This is a genomic window from Hassallia byssoidea VB512170, from assembly GCF_000817785.2.
Taxonomy (GTDB): Bacteria; Cyanobacteriota; Cyanobacteriia; order Cyanobacteriales; family Nostocaceae; genus Hassallia; species Hassallia carrinoi.
In genome coordinates this window covers 1-18,168 of the sequence record NZ_JTCM02000129.1, presented here as the reverse complement: position 1 = coordinate 18,168, position 18,168 = coordinate 1, and the positions used below count along the sequence as shown (strand labels likewise).

Here is an 18,168-nt window from a genome sequence, read left to right as displayed (position 1 = left end):
ATTGTTAATGCATCGGCTTGCATTGTTAATGCATCGGCTTGCATTGTTAATGCATCGGCTTGCATTGTTAATGCATCGGCTTGCATTGTTAATGCATTTAAAAACGCGCTTGTTTTTAGGGAAAACTGTACTAAGCAGAGTTTTTTCTTAGGTATTGGCGTGAAATTGCCTAGCTTAGAATATCAGGGCACTAAAGCCAACACGCCGACGGGAGAACCAGAACCATTCTGTAATAATAGAGGTGCGATCGCCAGCATAGCTCCTCTTGGTGGCAGTTGATCCAAGTTGGTTAAATTCTCCAGCACAAGACGCGGTTTCTCCAACACCAAACGGTTAATAGCAAAGCTTGTATCTTGCCCAGAATCTACACCGTGAGTATCAATTCCTACCCCAGCAATTTGACGTTCATTTAGTAAAAACTGGGTAGCATCACTGCCAAACCCTGGAAAATGCAGACTTCCTTGAGCATCCTGGTTGAAAAAGGCATTTTTATCGCGCCATTTCTCTTGCCAACCTGTATACAGTATTACTACACTTTTTGCGGGAATCTTGCCATATTCTTCTTCCCAAGCGAGAACATCCGCAACAGTCAGGACATAATCAAAATTAACTGCGGTTTGAACACGGATATCTATAACTACTGCGGATACAACCAACGACTCGGCAGAGTATTTGTCAATTCCCACACCAAAGTTGTGAAAACTTTTCGGTGCGTTGATATGAGTAGCGCTGTGTTCCCCCAAGGAAAAACGCCGCAGATAATAACCATCTTTTTCTAGTTCCGCTACAGTATCGAATTCTACAGGTGGGTCGCCTTGCCACTGGAGAATGTCTGTATCAATTGTATGACTTAAATGGATGACACGCGAGTAGGGAGAGGGGGAGAGGGGGGGATGGGGAGAGGGGGGAGACAAGGGAGACAAGGGAGAAGGGGGAGAGGGGGGAGAAAAGGAAAATATAGAATCCTCCTTGTCCCCCTTGTCCTCCTTGTCCTCCTTGTCTCCTTGTCCCCTCATCAACCGCTGAAGTGTTGCTTCCATAACTGCGGCGGTTTGACCTGTTACCGTAAATACTAATGCTTCACGATATACTCGCTGTGCTGGATGATGCATATAATTAGCGGTTCCGCTGGAAACGGTAACGGCTGCGTGAGCGATTCGCGTTGCGAGGTCAATTGCCCAAGCTCGCATTTGCAAGCGTTCTGCTGTTCCTATCGATTTTTGTTGCGCTTGTCTAATCACAGTGCGACACTTAGTCAGTTCTTGTAATAAAGAGTCAAAGGCATCGTTAATAAAAGGTAGTGATTTATTCTCTTTAGCTGCCTCAATAATATCTAAACCTGCAAAAGCGCATCCTGTAGCTAAAAAAGTAGCCCGCAAAATGTTGTTTTTACTGCTTTCGTGAATCCATCCAGGTGGTTTAATAAAAACTACCTGCTCTTGAGGTAAGAACCAGCGAGTTAAAGTGGCAGATACGGTATTGCTTGATGTCATTGCTGCTAGTTGTGCTGGGGCGGTAAATGTTATTTCCCCTCTCGATTTTTGAGATGTCTGCACAAAAGGGACGATACCAAAAACCGCGCTACCATCAGGTAATGTCGCAGCGATGATAAAATGTTGAAATAAGTTCCAGCCAGTTACCCAAGGTACAATTCCATCTAATTGATATCCTCCAGCTACAGGTACGGCTAATGTTAGGGGTTCACCTTGACGTCGCAATTGTGAAAAACCGACTCCAATTAAAACTTCACCGTTGCTCATGCGTTTAAGGTATGCTTGTTTTAATGTAGAGTTGTTGCTAGTAGAAAGCATCGCTGCTGCGCTTTGATGTTGTGTTTGCACAAAAGCTAAAGCACCGGAATATCTGGCTATTAATTCTTGAAAGTCGCCAAAAGTCGCTTCACTAAGTTGTTTTTCACCGCGTAACGCTAGTAAACCTAACTTTCCCAAACCTTGGAGTGCTTGATATAGCGCTTGTGGGTTGCTGTCTATTTCGTTAGCTTTGGGCGCAACTTCCTGAAGTAAGAAGGAGTTGGTAATATCTAGGATAGAGCGATCGCAATCCATAATTTTTTGCTAGTTCACCGAGAAGAAAAGTGTAGGACGAGGTGTGAAAAATTCTCTCCATGTCAAATAATATAAAAATTATCTCTTCCCATTTCTCCATTAAAGCGATCGCTTTCATGGTAGCGGGACAATTTGATTAATGCGATCGCTCCCCTTATCATAGAATACAGAATCGCCTCGTAGGTATTGACATTTTCCGGTTTTGTGGCTAATAAAGTATCTGCACCACGTACCCAAATTACTTTGCTAGTTGTAACTTCCCACTCTCACACACCTATCTGCGTTGCATCTGCCTATCTTTAGTGAGAAAAATTCATTATTTATTTAAGTCAGTGGAAAACTACGCTATGGAAGCAGAAAAACTGAATCGTTTTCAAGAGTACGGTGAATCGATTCTCCAGAAGATAGACTCAGTACCCCAGCAACCTTCAAAACAAGAAGATTGGGTTCCAGCTAGTCTAGATGAGTGTCTAATTCACCTGCGGGAAGCGGCACAGAAAACTGTAGAACTTGCTACATCAAGTGTGAAAATCGGTGTGATGGGTGAATTCAGCAGTGGAAAAACTTTGCTTTTAGGCAGTTTAATCGGTTACGCAGACGCTTTACCAATTAGTGAGAACCCGACTACAGGCAATGTTACCGCCATTCACCTGAAACCACAAGAAGACTTTGCAACTACGCAGGTTGGCAATTTTACTGTTGAGTATTTGACTCACGAGGAGGTGAATCAGTGCTTGCGCTTCATGCTGGCAGAAGCAAACCGAAGAACAATAGCAGCGGGATTGTCTTCTATACCCCAAGAAAAGCTAAAAACTCAAAACGATATCCTTAGCTGGTGTGAAGAAGCGTGGAACAATAGTAAAAACTTGGAGTTGCGTTATCTGTTGCGCGAGTTGGTATTATTTGTTCGCGCTTATAATTCTTATGGTGCGGCTATGTCTGGCAGACGCTACGATATTGATGCTACCACCGCTCGCGATGGGCTGACGCTAGCCGATCAGCCGATGGCAATCCAAACTCTCAAGTTTGAAGATTTACCGCCAACGCATATTATATTACCAAATGCACCTCAAAGATTGCCAGCAAAGTTATTACAAAATAGCTTTCCGTTGATTCGTCGCGTAAATATTGAGGTAAAAATATCAAAAGATATTTGGGATCTTTCCGGAAAGAATGGAACATCAGAGTTTATTTTATTAGATTTTCCCGGATTGGGTGCTGCTAATTCGGGGGTGAGAGATACATTTTTATCATTGCGAGAATTGGCAGAAGTACAAACAATTTTAGTGCTGCTAAATGGCAAATCTCCGGGAAGCGATCGCGCTAACAAAATCTTCACTATGATGCAGCAGCAACGTCCCGGACAAGACCTGAAAGATTTAATTTTAGTCGGTGTAGGACGCTTCGATCAACTACCTTTAGAAAGTGAAGGTGGCGAAAGAGAACTTGATAATTTAGACGAACACAATCCTTTAAAAGAAAGCACGGTTTGTCAAAAAATCAAAGTTTTGCAAACAACTCTTGACGGTGCATCAGCATTCACCAGCCAAAAAGAGCGAATTTTTCTGTTATCACCACTTTTAGGATTAGCTGATTTAGCCAAACGTTCAACTAAAGTGAAAGCAGGTTCACCAGAGTTTTTAGCGAACTTAGATTATCCTGATTATTTAGATCGGTCTAAGCGATTGCAACAAAAATGGGGACATTTAAGCGAACGTTTGTTAGAATCTGATTCACGCAGTCATCTAGGCAGACAATTGAGTTACTTTGCTCAAGATGGCGGTATTAGCAAACTGCGAGAATTGATTCAAACCCACGTAGCTACTCACGGTTTCAAGCAACTTTATGAAGACACCCGTCGAGCTGCTAATGCTTTGCATCAACAACAAGATAAGTTGAAAAACATCTTAGCAGAAATTCAGGAGCAAGGCATACCAATGGCAGAAAGTCAATCTTTTCTGGACTTACGCTTTGCCGTTGAAACCTTAGATAAAACCTACAGAAAATTCCAAAAAGAATTAGGTAAAGAACCACTCAAAGACAAACGAGGAATAACAGTTAGCGATGTGGTGAAAGACGAACTAACTTATAGAATACTTAATTGGAGTCAGTGGACTTTGCTTTTCAACAAAGCAAGCAATGGAATGATATCACTAACAGAATCAAAAGGCGCGGCGGGTAAATTATTTGATAGAAAAAATAAAATTAATAGTTCCCTTCCTACCAAAAGCGATGATTTTTATCCGGCATTTGAAAAGACAATTAAAGAACTAGAAGAATTTGCACGCGATCGCCTGAGTCAAGCAGTGGTAGACTCATTAAATAAGTTATCAAATCAAATAGCCAAAGAACGCGATCGCTTGCGAGAAATTCTTAATCCCGAAAAAGAACAAGATATTCAACAAAAATTTGGTGATGAAGAAGCAGATTTATTTTACAAACTGCTTTTAGGATGCGATCCCAATCAATGGAAAGAAGCTATAATTTCCGAAGTCAGTAGCAAAGATAAAACCAGCGTCCCTGCTGACATGTTTCCCCTAGCGCGTCAAGACGATAAACACAACATCGGACAAATCTTTGATTGGGCACCAGAAAGAAGCCAAAGTAACCCCAGAACCGCGAACCACCAACTTTTAGTGCTGCGACTGCGAGATGAAATTACTGCTAGTGCCAGTTTACATCTTGTGCAGTATGTTAGTGAAGTGAATCAGCAAGTTAATGCGGAATTAGAAGGAATTTTGGATCAGATTGTTCCTTGTTTGCAAAATATTTCTAAAAAGGAAGCGTTGTTAAGATATATTGCGGCGGAAGAATCGCAAATCAATGCGGAAATTCCTACTTGGTTGCAGATTCTTTTAGATATTGCTAACTTTGAAAGCAATTCGATTTGATTGGTGAAAAATAGTTTTTTAACGAACCGCAGAGACGCAGAGGGCACAGAGGAAGAAAAGAGGAGAGAGGAATTAGTTTATAAATTAGGTTAATTATATCTTACTCTCTTTTCTCTGCGTTCTCTGCGTCCTCTGCGGTTCGTTTCTCCTAATCCCATCCCTACAAATATGAACCTTTTCCAACCCAACAATAATAGCGTCAAAGAATTTACCGAATTATTAACAATGAATTTTGAACAAGTTAACAAAATTGAGAAGCCAAAAAAAAGATTTCCCGGTTGGTTTGCGGTTGATTTTGGCACATCAAATTCTACGGTTACATTATTCGACCCAATTGAAGTTCCTATCGCCGAAGTTCTGCCGAGAGAACAAGAGTTACGTTTGCGCGATCGCTTGGGTAAATGGTTGAGTTCTCCGGCTACAATTGCGTTACCAGATATTAGCGCGAGTGATTGGGATAAGTTTATTGCGGAAATTAGCAAAAATCTGGAAATAGAATCAAGTCAGTTAGGTGAAGTTTTTGAAAGTGATAATAAAGAGCGATTTTTAGAAGCGATTCGCCAAATTGAATTGTGTTTGGGAACAAGCGATCGCTTTCGTCGTGCGGTCAGCAAAAAACTTTACCAAATATATCATGAGGTGTTTCGCGTTCCTACTTTAGAGTCGCAAAATCTTATTCCGGTAGTGTTAGATATTGACCGTCGTGATACGGAGATTCCTAGTGAGTTGGAAGTTTCTAGTTTGACTGCTTTGAAATTGAAGATGGGGAGAGAAGCGAGAGATAACAGAAAAAAGGCGATCGCTCAAGGAACTAGCGGTTCTTTGAAGGAAATTATTAGCAAGTTTCATCATTCACCTAAAAGATATTTCGGTCAAGAGCGGTCTTTTGGTGTTATTTTAGATGGGGAAGAAAGTACGATTACTGTTAATCAGTTAATTCAAGCTGCTTGGGGACATCTTGTTGAGTTAACTGAAGATTATCGACAAAAAGCACGACGTAAGTTTTCGGAAGGGGATTTGTTGACGGCAGTTGTGACTTATCCAACAGTTGCCCCACCAGTTATTCGCAAGGAAATTAAGGAACTTGTGGAACAACTTGGTATTGATGATGTGCAAACAGCTTATGATGAAGCTGTTTCTGTGGCGATATTTTTTTTGTGGCGAGAATTTGGCGGTAATTTGAATATTGGAATTGAATCTTTTAAAACTCGCTGTCATCAAGAAAAGAATAAATGGTCGCAAAATGTGCTTGTTTTAGATATTGGTGGGGGAACAACTGATTTAGCTTTAATTGAATTAACTTTAGAAGATAAAACTCCCTTTTTTGCGGATAATGAAGATAGAGGACTTGGGGGACGCTACTATAGACTTACTCCGAAACTGTTAGGTTCGTCTGGACATTTGCAGTTAGGGGGTGAGTTAATTACGCTGCGAATGTTTCGCCTTTTGAAAGTAGCGATCGCTGATTCTTTACTAACAGCAGTTACTCTCGGTGCTTTAGAAAGCGATAAGTTAGAAGATTTAATTAACTCGGAATTAAACGAGCGCTTTTTAGAACAAGGAAAATTTAAAAGCGGCAGTCTTTTGAAATGTGTAGACAAAGAAAATCCTCAAGGTGACGCAGCTTACAAAGATGCTTTAGATACTGCTGAGAAAGTGTTACCTACTCGTTGGCAACAAGCACCCCAACGCTTACAAACATTTTACGCGCTTTGGGAACTTGCAGAAGCTGCAAAACTGAAATTAGGGCAATCACCAGCAGACGGTTCTACTTTAACTTTCACCGTTTCTGAACAACAAATCTCGGAATTATTAACACAAAGTAGCATTAAATTCAACATCCAAAATGCTCATAATATTAATGTAACCTTAGACAGTCAACAATTTGAAAGAACCGCAACTACGGCAATTAAAGAAGCAATTGGTATCGCTAAAGGACTGATGGAAAGTCGCTTGTTAAGTAGCGGACAAAAAGTTGATTGGTTAATTCTATCTGGTAAAACTTGCAATCTTGATTTAGTGCAGCAAGAAATTTACCAGGAATTTAGTAAATCACAATATTTTGTCTGGAATCCAGAGCGAATTACTTTTGTTTTAGAGTTTACCAAATTAGCTACCTCTGCCGGTGCTTGCTACGCTGAAAAATTGCGAAGACTCAGATTCGATCCAGAAGAATCTAAACAATTGCTGCGTAAGGGAGCGAATCAATTAGAAATAGATGTCAAAAATTTATTTTATTATTTGCCTTGCAACTTCAAACGCAAAACTCAAAGCAACGAATTGCTACCAATATTCAAAGCAGGACAAGAACTTTATCAACTAGCTGATGGGGAATCTGTAGCGAAAGTTCGCACTAATTGGCAAGGGATACAATTAAGCAACATCATCTATCGTCAAGATTATGAAGATGGAGATTTACGGCTTTGGGGTAGCTTTGATGGTAAAAGTTTGATGGAGAAATTGAAGATAGAAGAACCAGAATTTCTCAAAAAAATCAAAGTTCAATTTGAAATTGACCAAACACTACAATTTAACGTCTTGCTGTGTCGAGGAAATCCCCATTATTTAATTGATGTTCCTGGTATTGATGTGGGAATAGCAATATTAGCGCATTTCCCCACTGCCGAAAGCTCAAAGTTATTTTCTGATGGTAAATTGAATTGGAATATTGCGATTGAACGTCCTAATAAAAAGCTGAATAATGGTGATATTGCTGTCAATGTTATCGAGTCAGCAACAGTCGATCAACCAGATGCTTATCATTTGGTATTTGTGGCAGAAAGCGATGATAGTAAATCTATTAAAGAATTTCGTTATGTACGCGATCGCACGTATGTTGCCCAGCCTAATTCCGATCAGTCTGCACAACAGCGTCCGCTTCGCGATCGCCTACAAGAAACAGGAACCGGCTTAATCAGTAAACCCTTACCTCCCTTTCCCCAAAACGGTCAGCACACCTTCTATATTTATCAAACAGATGCCCAAACAAACAGCAAAAAATGGATAAGAATTGGCTCACTCAGCAAACCAGAAATCACAACAGATTATCCTTGCCAATATCATGTCACACTTGATGACAAAGGCATTCTCCGGATGCACGCCGGTGAAGTACCTTACTGGACATCGACAAATGAAGAATGTCTCAAACAAGAAGGATGTGTTTTTCACGCTGAACTAGAATTACAACCCAACGAAGTTGATAAAGAACGCGATCCATTTTGTGGCATTCATTAATAGTTAGGAGTTAGGAGTTAGGAGTTAGGAGTTAGAAGTTATGCAGCACTTACGCCGAATTTTAGAAGTAGAAAACTCAGAATTAGCCCGATTATTGCGGTTTAGCTTATACGGACTAGAAGCTTCTCTCAAAAAAGCTCAAGCAGAATTTCCTCACGATCCAGGAGCGAAAATATGCGACGAAGTGCTGCAAGAACTTTCTCATCTTTTGCAACCTTCAACCGTCGCGCCTTTAAATAATATCACGTCCACAAATGAGTTAAAACTAACACGCTTGCGGGATGAATTTGATGCCGATAAAGAGCTAGCTTTATATTTAGGATCGCCACTTCAAAGCCAGACTGACTCAGATTTGTGGAACGAAATTCAACGAAAGCTGTTAAGAATTCCAGAGGATATTGCTACATCTTGGCGCCAACATGCTTTGAATCTTGCTCAAGAAGCTGGTGCTATTGAGGATAATTCAAATTTATACCAACTTCCTTTTATCCGCGATGAAGTCATTTACCCAGGACTCAGCGGTAGTGTCAATGTCCAAGGTTTGCAGCTGTCTCAAAAAGAACTTTTAAATTATAAAATTACTCATGGACAATCGAGTGATATGCATCTACTTGCATCTATGGTGATTTTGTTAATAAAACTTATCGACATTGAACCGAATTTACATCATGCTTTAAAGAGCGTTTTTAGCTTTGATGTTGTATCTTTGCATTCAAAACCAGAACAGCGCAACCAATATATTGAAGCTTTAAGCGATCGCTTTCAACGCATCCAAAAAGCCGAAGAAAATGCATATCCCTTATTAACTCTGCGTGCTTGGATTGATATCGACGAAGCAATACACTCGCTAATCTTCGTTCCTCCAGCCGAACGCTACTCTTGGTGGGGAAAACTGCAACAAGAATCGCGACGCATCCTGAAAAAAGTAGCTGAAAAAGCAAACAACGCAGGCTATGACGTGCGAATTCGCCAATTATCCGGACTTTATGCCGATATCTGTGCTTTTTCCAAAGATGACCTACAACTTGATTGCGGTGGTACACCCGGAGAAGTGTTAACCTGTCTGCGGGTGTATGCACGAATCAATCAAGAAGATTCTTTAGGTCGCGTCATCTTTCGCACGTTGAGGTAGTTTTCTCACCCGCCTTAGATTTCAATTTAAGGCTAATAGCTCAGAGCTTACTCAAGTAGGCTAAAATCCTCAGGATAATCACAGCTTTGATCGCCACTTATTCAGTCTATTCTTTCGAGAATCCTTGAGAAAGTGTAAAAGAAAAAGGAATCAGGAGTTATAGCAAGTCTCTATGTATAAACTATTGATTAAATTAACTCTAAACTTACTATATTTTGCCCATAATTAGCAACTAAGATAAATAATTTCAGCCATCGAGAACCTAGTAAAATTTCCTGTATTTCATCTCCAGCAAATACAGGAATTTCCCACTCTTGAGCATCTATTATTACCCTACCACTATAAACATCAAATTCAGTTTCTCCTTGAGCAGTTCTTAATTTATCTTGATTTAAAAAATCCCAATCAAGACTTTGTACATCTTGTTTGTTCATGGCTAAAAATTCAGTAAATCCTGTATCTAACATTGTTTCTACAGTCAAACTAATACCATCCTTACCAATTAAATCAATTTCCAAATAAATTTGTCCATTTTCTCCAAATCTTCCCTCAATCATATTCTGCCACTAACTCCGGTTTCATTAATGCCAAAAATATGATGAATCACATTAGGATATTTTTCTCTTGCCATTTTACTTGCTACTTCTTTATCCCGATCAATAAAATAATCCCCACTATCAGGTTCAATGGCAATATACCAACCATAATATTTATCTAGTATTTCTGGTTTTAAACGCTCAAAAATCAGCCAACAACGCTCATAAAATGCCTGTCTTCTGGCTTTTTCTTGAGCTTTTTGTGCTTCTGTCCATTGAATTTCCGGAAATACTCTCCCACGTCTGACAATTCTTTCGGGTGAAGAGTGTGTCATATTTTTGACCTCATTAAAATTTATTGTCCATATTTCATAGTTGGGCGATCGCATCACCAATTCTGACAAGTCTCGAATGTGCGATCGCGCTCTTTGGGACGGAGATCCGACTGCTATTTCATAATTTCCCTAATCATACCGCGATTGTGTGGTTGCAAAAGACACGACATATCAGGACCTGCAGGAATAATGCTACCAGGATTGAGCGGGAAAAGATTGCCATAATAATCTTGCTTCACACTTTCCACATCGCAGGTGTCAGCAATACCCGCAAGCTGATACATATCACGTAAATAAGCTCCCAAATTATGATAATCTTGAATTCGGCGGCGATTGCACTTAAACAAACCGTAATACGCACTATCAAAGCGGAATAATGTCGTAAATAAACGCACATCCGCTAATGTGACATTATCACCGCAAAGATATCGACTTGTTGAAAGTGCGGCATCAATTTCATCCAAAGTCGCGAACAATTCATCACAAACTTGATTGTAAGCTTCTTGAGTTTGGGCAAAACCGCAACGATACACCCCGTTGTTAACTGAGTGATAAATCTTCTCATTCCACCAATCAATCTTTTCTTTTAATTCCTCTGGATAAAGATTTAACGTGGGATTTTTGGCAAAGTCGTTAAATTCAGAGTTCAGCATGACAATAATCTCTGCACTCTCATTGTTAACGATAGTTTTCGTTTCTTTATCCCACAACACCGGAACTGTAGAGCGTCCGGTGTAATTTGATGCCGCTAGCTCATATAATTGAGCAAGTGTGCGACAATTTTGTTCTTCTTGGTTGAACACCCAACCCCCTTCAATCGGTGAAGGAAAGACGATAGATACTGATATTACATCTTCAAGTCCCTTAAGCGATCGCACTACCAAAGTTCGATGCGCCCAAGGACAACTCATGCCAACATAAAGATGATAGCGTCCTGTTGCTGGTGGGTACAAATTTCCGTCTTCTTTGCCAACATAACTTCTAAACTCACTGTTAGGACGAATATACTCTCCCGATTTATTGCGCGGTGCGATTTTCGACATCATCATATGCCAAAGAGTCGTCCAGACAAACTTTCCCAGCTTAATAATCAGCTTTGGGGGGAGAGACTTACCCTTTTTCTTATTTAAATTTTCGTCTTTCATATCTATTAAAGCGCTGATTTTACTTCTTTATTGTAGTAAGCACTTCAGTGCTTTCTTTAAATCTTTATTAAGCGTTGAAACGCTTACTACGAAAAAAGCCCGGATGCTTCTATGCAACCGGGCAGAAATTAGGTTAAATTAACCTACTGTGCAAGGAATGTAAAGTATCATCAATTAACCAGCAGAATTTTGCTCTAAGTTAACTTTGACGACTTTGTTCTTTTCTTGTTCGGTTTTCGGCAGTGTCAGATTCAAAATACCATCTTTGTATTCTGCCTTAACATTAGTATTTTGAATGCGAGCAGGTAAAGGAATTACGCGCTGGAATTTGCCATATTGAAACTCGGTCACAGTACGACCTTTGTCATCAGTTTTGGTTTCTGATTTGCGTTCACCGCTGATGTGAACTGCATTTTCTGTGACTTGCACATCCAAATCGTTCGCGTTCATTCCCGGAACTTCTATCTTCAAAAGAAGCGCATCTAATGTTTCTTGCAACTCAGCAGCAGGAATGACTAATCCTTTTTCAAACACTGCGGAGGGTACTTTTGTATCTGCAAACATGCGGTTGATTTGACGTTCTAAGGTGTTGAGTTCTTGCCAGGGGTTGTAACGAACTAACATATTACTTTTTGCCTCTTTGATTGACGATTTAATTCTTTGCTTTAATCTCATAGTATTAGTAAATAAAAGATGGCAAATTCGGTTTTTGTCACTTAATTAAGGATGATTACCGAATAGAAATATCAGGCTAATAAAGGTGCGGTAAACTGAAAATTACAGGTTCGGTAAACGCGAAAAAACAGTAGAGACGTTCCGCTGGAACGTCTCTACGACCGGACGGAACGTCTCTACGACCGGACGGAACGTCTCTACGACCGGACGGAACGTCTCTACGAATGTTTCTCCCCCAACTAATAGTTAGGGGAGTTGAAATTGCGATCTAAGCAATTCTTCCTTAAGATAGATGTTTGCCGTAAATTTTTACTGTAATTCCTGGTAATACACTTTATCAGACGGTGCCTGTGGATCTTTGCTAGCGAAGCCGCAATACGCTCCCGGATTGATTTTTCCATAATTTTTCAGGAAGTTGATGCAACTGGGGCGATCGCTAAATGTGGCTGCATAAACTACAAATGAACGTTTATCTGACAGATTTGGATAATCTGGTATCCAAAATACTCCTGGCTGACGATAACCTGCCGCTTGTAAAGTCTTAATTTGCTCAACCGCAGTTTGCAGATTTGGAAAGGTAGAATCTGCGATGAAATGAAAATAATTAGGCAGATTGGCGCTATTAATAATTGCGGATTCCGATGACGCTATTTGAGAATTTCTATTCGCTGATGGTAATGATGCTTCGCCTACTTGTGGTTTTGTCAATAGCGAAGATGTCGCTTGTTTATATCCCTCTGGTTGAGGAGAATTTGTCAGCAAAAGACCAATAATTACAGATGCACCCATTACTACACCTGCAACTAAAATACTGCCGATAAAAATACCGTTTTGTTTGCTGCTTTGAATCGCAGACTCGGAAGTAACAGGAATACTTTCCGAAGGCTGTTGGAAAAAAGTAGGTACTTTTTGTGGAAGGGGATTTGCCGCATTCTGCAAAGCATTCAGCATTGCTTTTGCACTGGGAAAGCGTTCCCTAACATCAAACCGAATTGCTTTATCTAATACTGCTGCCAAACTTGGACTGACAATTTGCCGATCCCAAATATTCTCGCCAGTGTAGGAGTCTGTTGCCAATTGTTCTGGCATTTTTCCCATCAGTAAATATATAGCTGTTAGTCCCAAACTATACAAGTCACTGGCAAAAACCGGACGTCCGGCAGCTTGTTCGTTTGGCATAAACCCTGGTGTACCGACGACGATGGAACTGGTAATATTACCTTCGGAATTTACCACTGTTGCCATCGTTTCTCGCACGGCGCCAAAATCAATTAAAACTGGTTTGTTATCGCTGGAGCGCAGAATAATATTGTCTGGCTTAATATCGCGATGGATAATGCCTTTGCTGTGCACATATTCCAGCACTTCTAACAGACTGATTAAAATTGAGCGTACCTCGCTTTCTTTCAGACACCCGCTTTGTTTGACTTTTTGGCTCAGGGTTTCTCCGCTAACGCATTCTTGTACTAAGTAAAATTGATCGTCCTCTTGAAAGTATGCGTACAGCGTGGGAATTTGCTTGCTTACTCCTCCCAATTCTTCTAAAATGGCAGCTTCTCTTTGAAATCGTCTTTGCACTAAGTGGTGAATATGAGGGTTGTTGGCAACTGGTTTGAGTTGTTTAATTACACAAGTTCTTCCCGAAGGCATTTGCGTATCTTCGGCTAAGAATGTTTCACAAAATCCACCAGTTCCAAGTATGCTGATAATCCGATAGCGATCGCTCAAAAATCTTTGTGTCATTAGTTTTTCTTGAAGGAAGGTTTGCTTAAAATTATTCAATATTGTTTAAAATGATACAATCTGTACTTTCTACTTCGGTTTGAATTAGATTTTTACTTGATTTTTTTTTGCCAATATTTATCCAACTTATAGCCTGACATTTTTGCTTCAATTACTATAGTATACCAATAGGTAAATATCAGAAAACACTCATTTCGCGCTTCTCAAGTATAGAGAAATTCAAAGCAAGCTAATTTGTCTATCAAAAGTCTGATAATTGTTTTTTAATTGACAACATGGAAAATGTTCCAAAAAAATAATAAAATGAAAGAGTCACTCTCTTATCTGAAATTGTCTGTGGAAATTTTGGGCAAAAAGCGGCTGTGCAAAAATAAATCAAGAAACACAAATATCAATTGGGGAAACGCCTGACTAGGGCAAAAAAAGAGGAAAGAAGATGTTTGCCTCAACTTAAGTTCCGCTTTCTGCACTGGTAGCGAGGCAGATCGTATTGAAGTGATTTGGCTCCCAAAACATTATTGCACAAAGTGCTATCTATGCCTCTGATGGGAAATTTTCTGAACTTGTACCGCAGAAATATGCTTGTTATTGTCTGCTGGAATTATATTTGTGTTTGCCTAAGGTTCAAATTAGTTGACAAATCGCTCTAATAAATAATATCTACTCTTGATGAAGCTGGGACGTGTATTTATTTTACAAACCATTATAAAATAAAAAGAAAAATTATGGAAGCCCGGGTTGCTGATTCCTAAAAAAAGTTCAAAAACAAAAAAAAAGTCAAATAAAACTTGATAAAATTATTTAATTGAGGTTAATAATCATGCTGACGGCAGATGTAGCTATAAGTAGCAGCTACGACCCGCGTATAATATCGCTTTCGATAGCGATCGCCGTCCTAGCCGCATATACTGCTTTGGATTTGGCAGGACGGGTAACAGCAGCCACATCTTGGGCAAAAACCGCTTGGTTGATTGGTGGGGCAATTGTTATGGGCATCGGTATTTGGTCGATGCACTTTGTCGCCATGTTAGCATTCAGTCTACCAATACCGATGACATATGACATATTGACGGTGTTGCTGTCAATAATACCAGCGATTATAGCCTCAATTGGAGCGCTTTTTTTGGCGAGTCGCCCAACTTTGAGCTTGTGGCAATTGATTATGGGCGGTATCCTAATGGGTATTGGGATCGCCTCAATGCACTACATCGGCATGTTCGCAATGCGGATGGAAGCAAACACAACGTATAATCCATTACTGTTTGCAGTTTCGATCGCGATCGCCATCAGCGCCTCAATTGTAGCGTTATCTGTCGCCTTTCAACTACGCACGCAAAGCAGTACATCTGCACTGTTAGCCAGAATCTTCGCTGCGCTAATTATGGGATTGGCGATCGCCGGGATGCATTACACTGGAATGGCGGCAGTTCGCTTCACACCCACCAACCCCAAAGCAATTGCAACCGGGGCGATGAAGAATGGAATCACCTGGTTAGCTGTTAGCATTGCGATCGCCACCTTTGTAATTTTGGGTTTCGCGCTGCTGACTTCATTTGTTGATCGGCAATTGACAGCGCAAGTAAAGCTTTTAGAAAAACAAGAAGCAGAAGCGAGACGATCGCAACTATTTACAGAAATTACCTTGCAAATTAGGCGATCGCTCAAATCAGAAGATGTTCTTTACACCACCGTCAACGAAATTCGTCAAGCATTAAAATCAGACCGCGTAGTTATTTATCGCTTTTATCCTGACTGGAGTGGCACCATCGTTGCTGAATCGGTAGCAGACGGTTGGCTGAAAACCATCGGCAAAACAGTCCATGAGCCTTTTAGAGAAGATTATATTGCAATGTACGCAAGTGGTGAAGTTCGAGCCACCGACAACATTAAGGAAACAGGTTATACAAATTGCCACTGCCAGATTCTAGAAGACTTTCAAATCAAAGCGAATTTAGTTGCACCGATTATTATTAACAATCAGCTTATCAGCATCTTATGCGTTCACCAATGTTCTCAACCTCGGCACTGGCAAAAGTTTGAAATTGATTTAGTCAGACACCTAGCAATTCAAGTCGCGATCGCTTTAGAACAAGCGAGTCTTTTAAATGAGTATCAGCAGTCGCAGAAAGTATTGCGGCTTCGCGATCGCGCCATTGCCGCCGCTAGCAATGCTATCATCATCACCGACCCGCGAGCGATCGACAATCCGATTATCTTTTGCAATCCGGCATTTGAAACCATCACAGGCTATTCACCCGAAGAAGCGGTTGGACGCAATTGCCGATTTTTGCAAGGACCCGACACAGACCCCGCAACTATTCAACAATTACGTCATGCAGTCCGCAATTCTTTAGAATGCCAGGTAGTAATTAAGAATTACCGCAAAGATAAAACACCATATTGGTCTGAATTAACGATTTCTCCAGTGCGAGATTCATTCGGACAAGTTATCAATTATATTGGGGTGCAAACTGACATTACCCGACGCAAGCAAGCAGAAGAAGAATTAAAGCTTAGTCAACAAGCTTTGCAAAGCCAACTTTTAGAACTTCTCATCAACGTTAAAGAAGCATCGAAAGGCGATTTAACTGTGGGTGCAGAAAATCTCGCCGGTGAAGTGGGGGTAGTAGCTGATGTTTTTAATACGATTATTCATAACCTGCGGCAGATTGTCAATCAAGTAAAACTTGCTACTTATCAAGTAAATCTTTCCCTTAATGAAAACTCAGGTGTGATTCAGCAATTGGCGAATCAAGCTTTGACACAAGCAGAAGAAATTAATTACACCTTAGAAGAAGTAAATAAAATCAATTTATTTATTCAAACAGTAGCAGATGATGCCCGCCAACTATCAGAAATTGCCAACAAAACTTCAGATACAGCAGCAACAACCCAAGCCGCAATCGATAATACTGTAGAAAGTATCTTTAATTTACAACAGACAGTAATAGAAAAAGTAAATAAAGTGAAGCGTCTGGGAGAATCTTCGCAAAAAATAGCCTTCATTGTCTCGTTGATTAAGCAAATCGCCTTGCAAACTAACTTGTTAGCCATCAACGCGAATATTGATACTGCGTGGGTCGGCAAAGAAGGTCGAGGCTTTACGATAGTGGCAGAACAAATTGGTCAATTAGCAGCCCAATGTGCAGAAGCGACGAAAGAAGTTCAACAAATGCTAGAGAACATGGAAATGGAAACTAGCGAAGTCGTCAAAACTATACAAATAGAAACTAGGGAAGTGCTAGAAAAAGCAAATACAATTAAAGATGCCAAGCATAACCTGGGGCAGATTTTAGAAGTATCTCGCCAAATTGATGATTTAGCGGAGTCGATTAAGAATGCAACCGTATCTCAAGCACAAAGTTCGAGTGCGATCGCATCCAGGATGCAACATCTTGCCGCAGCTTCAGAACACACTGCAAATTCATCTTACATGGTGTTTAACTCTTTGCAACAAACACAACAAGTAACATTGCAATTAGAAGACTCTGTTAATGCATTCAAAACCGATATCTAAAGTTATTGCCTTATACCTTGAGTGATTTGATTTTGCTGCGGTACTACCTTAATTTCCTGAGCAATAACCGCAGGTTTATTGATATACTTTTTATAGTATTCATCTTGCAAGTTCAAATTATAGTCGCGCTCAATTTGGGGAATATTTAATCTGCGAACCGAACCTGTAACTTGAACTTCTATATCTCTGTCTGCGGGTAGATTGAAAGGCACACCCGAAGCATTCACAACTACAATCGGTTCACTGTCGAATAATTGCTTATCTTTAACTGTGAAAGAAGCTGGACCGACTTTATCAAGCGCTTTACTTCTAATAGTCACAGTTCTATACATAAATTGGTCTGGATTATAAGTAATTTCCGATGTATTAACCAACTTGGAAGCCGGAGTTGTTTCCGGTTGACTAAAATTGCATCCCCGAAACGTTGCTGCTAACAGTGATAAAGCAATCAATACTCCTAAATCTCCAAATCCCCGTTTAGAACCGGTGTTAGTCTTAGTTTCTTCAGCTTTACTCATGATGACAAAACTCCAAAAGTTTCTTCTTCAACTGTTAAACTATTAATTTAATTAACCAAAATTGACAAAAAAAATTTACAACCAAAGCTGTTTTCTACTGGTTTGATGTTAAATATCTTTGTAATTAACTTAACTTTTATAATTAATTTTATCTTCTCTCTAATGAGATAAAAGTCAAATTTTTGGGCATAGGGCATAGGGCATAGGGCATAGGGCATAGGGCATAGGGCATGGGGCTTTTTTAATTTGGGTCAAAGGGTAAAGGAAAAAAGGGGAAAGGGGTTTCATTAAAAATAGACAAATGTGGACAGCCTTCTTCCGAGTGACTGGTTGGGTGTTGAGGATCTTTAATACAAGGCTGTCCACATTTGTCCGG

At 40.1% G+C, this 18,168-nt stretch carries 11 protein-coding genes; 4 read left to right on the top strand and 7 right to left on the bottom strand.

What is annotated here, in order from left to right:
- Window positions 1–182: 182 nt before the first annotated feature.
- On the bottom strand, window positions 183–2,066 hold the full coding sequence (locus tag PI95_RS30640; protein WP_039737197.1) for a cyclase family protein: 1,884 nt from the start codon (window positions 2,064–2,066) through the stop codon (window positions 183–185).
- Between the two features lie 347 nt (window positions 2,067–2,413).
- Between PI95_RS30640 and PI95_RS30635 the strand changes: the two genes are divergently transcribed.
- The 3 genes from PI95_RS30635 (at window position 2,414) to PI95_RS30625 (ending at window position 9,323) form a co-directional block, all read left to right on the top strand.
- Window positions 2,414–4,957, top strand: a complete 2,544-nt coding sequence (locus tag PI95_RS30635) for a dynamin family protein (protein WP_039737198.1) — start codon at window positions 2,414–2,416, stop codon at window positions 4,955–4,957.
- 225 nt (window positions 4,958–5,182) lie between these two features.
- Window positions 5,183–8,191, top strand: a complete 3,009-nt coding sequence (locus PI95_RS30630) for a molecular chaperone (protein WP_373695727.1) — start codon at window positions 5,183–5,185, stop codon at window positions 8,189–8,191.
- A 40-nt stretch (window positions 8,192–8,231) separates the two neighbouring features.
- Window positions 8,232–9,323, top strand: coding sequence for a hypothetical protein (locus PI95_RS30625; protein ID WP_039737200.1), 1,092 nt, complete (start codon window positions 8,232–8,234; stop codon window positions 9,321–9,323).
- Between the two features lie 188 nt (window positions 9,324–9,511).
- Here PI95_RS30625 and PI95_RS30620 read toward each other — a convergent pair whose 3' ends face one another.
- The 5 genes from PI95_RS30620 to PI95_RS30600 form a co-directional block, all read right to left on the bottom strand.
- A complete protein-coding gene (locus PI95_RS30620; RefSeq protein WP_039737201.1) occupies window positions 9,512–9,880 on the bottom strand; it encodes an aspartyl protease in 369 nt (122 codons plus the stop codon).
- Window positions 9,877–10,194 (bottom strand): hypothetical protein, encoded by a 318-nt coding sequence (locus PI95_RS30615; RefSeq protein WP_039737202.1) that lies wholly within the window; start codon window positions 10,192–10,194, stop codon window positions 9,877–9,879. The genes PI95_RS30620 and PI95_RS30615 overlap by 4 nt, the downstream gene beginning before the upstream one ends.
- A 113-nt stretch (window positions 10,195–10,307) precedes the next feature.
- Entirely contained in the window at window positions 10,308–11,339 is a 1,032-nt protein-coding gene (locus PI95_RS30610) for a glutathione S-transferase family protein (RefSeq protein ID WP_039737203.1), read from the bottom strand.
- Between the two features lie 174 nt (window positions 11,340–11,513).
- Complete coding sequence (locus tag PI95_RS30605; protein WP_039738191.1) at window positions 11,514–11,963, bottom strand: Hsp20/alpha crystallin family protein; 450 nt, start codon at window positions 11,961–11,963, stop codon at window positions 11,514–11,516.
- A gap of 360 nt (window positions 11,964–12,323) precedes the next feature.
- Window positions 12,324–13,757, bottom strand: coding sequence for a serine/threonine-protein kinase (locus PI95_RS30600; RefSeq protein ID WP_052324622.1), 1,434 nt, complete (start codon window positions 13,755–13,757; stop codon window positions 12,324–12,326).
- Between the two features lie 820 nt (window positions 13,758–14,577).
- Between PI95_RS30600 and PI95_RS30595 the strand changes: the two genes are divergently transcribed.
- Window positions 14,578–17,274: an MHYT domain-containing protein gene (locus PI95_RS30595; RefSeq protein ID WP_039737204.1), complete on the top strand. Its 2,697-nt coding sequence runs from the start codon at window positions 14,578–14,580 to the stop codon at window positions 17,272–17,274.
- A 2-nt stretch (window positions 17,275–17,276) separates the two neighbouring features.
- Here the strand turns inward: PI95_RS30595 and PI95_RS30590 are convergent, their stop codons facing one another.
- Entirely contained in the window at window positions 17,277–17,792 is a 516-nt protein-coding gene (locus PI95_RS30590; RefSeq protein WP_052324623.1) for a hypothetical protein, read from the bottom strand.
- Window positions 17,793–18,168: the final 376 nt, after the last annotated feature.

Bases quoted from the DNA above. Each gene is read 5' to 3' on its own strand.
- PI95_RS30620 (WP_039737201.1), bottom strand. From the start codon at position 9,880: ATGATTGAGGGAAGATTTGGAGAAAATGGACAAATTTATTTGGAAATT.
- PI95_RS30625 (WP_039737200.1), top strand. From the start codon at position 8,232: ATGCAGCACTTACGCCGAATTTTAGAAGTAGAAAACTCAGAATTAGCC.
- PI95_RS30610 (WP_039737203.1), bottom strand. From the start codon at position 11,339: ATGAAAGACGAAAATTTAAATAAGAAAAAGGGTAAGTCTCTCCCCCCA.
- PI95_RS30595 (WP_039737204.1), top strand. From the start codon at position 14,578: ATGCTGACGGCAGATGTAGCTATAAGTAGCAGCTACGACCCGCGTATA.
- PI95_RS30605 (WP_039738191.1), bottom strand. From the start codon at position 11,963: ATGTTAGTTCGTTACAACCCCTGGCAAGAACTCAACACCTTAGAACGT.
- PI95_RS30640 (WP_039737197.1), bottom strand. From the start codon at position 2,066: ATGGATTGCGATCGCTCTATCCTAGATATTACCAACTCCTTCTTACTT.
- PI95_RS30615 (WP_039737202.1), bottom strand. From the start codon at position 10,194: ATGACACACTCTTCACCCGAAAGAATTGTCAGACGTGGGAGAGTATTT.
- PI95_RS30635 (WP_039737198.1), top strand. From the start codon at position 2,414: ATGGAAGCAGAAAAACTGAATCGTTTTCAAGAGTACGGTGAATCGATT.
- PI95_RS30600 (WP_052324622.1), bottom strand. From the start codon at position 13,757: ATGACACAAAGATTTTTGAGCGATCGCTATCGGATTATCAGCATACTT.
- PI95_RS30630 (WP_373695727.1), top strand. From the start codon at position 5,183: ATGAATTTTGAACAAGTTAACAAAATTGAGAAGCCAAAAAAAAGATTT.
- PI95_RS30590 (WP_052324623.1), bottom strand. From the start codon at position 17,792: ATGAGTAAAGCTGAAGAAACTAAGACTAACACCGGTTCTAAACGGGGA.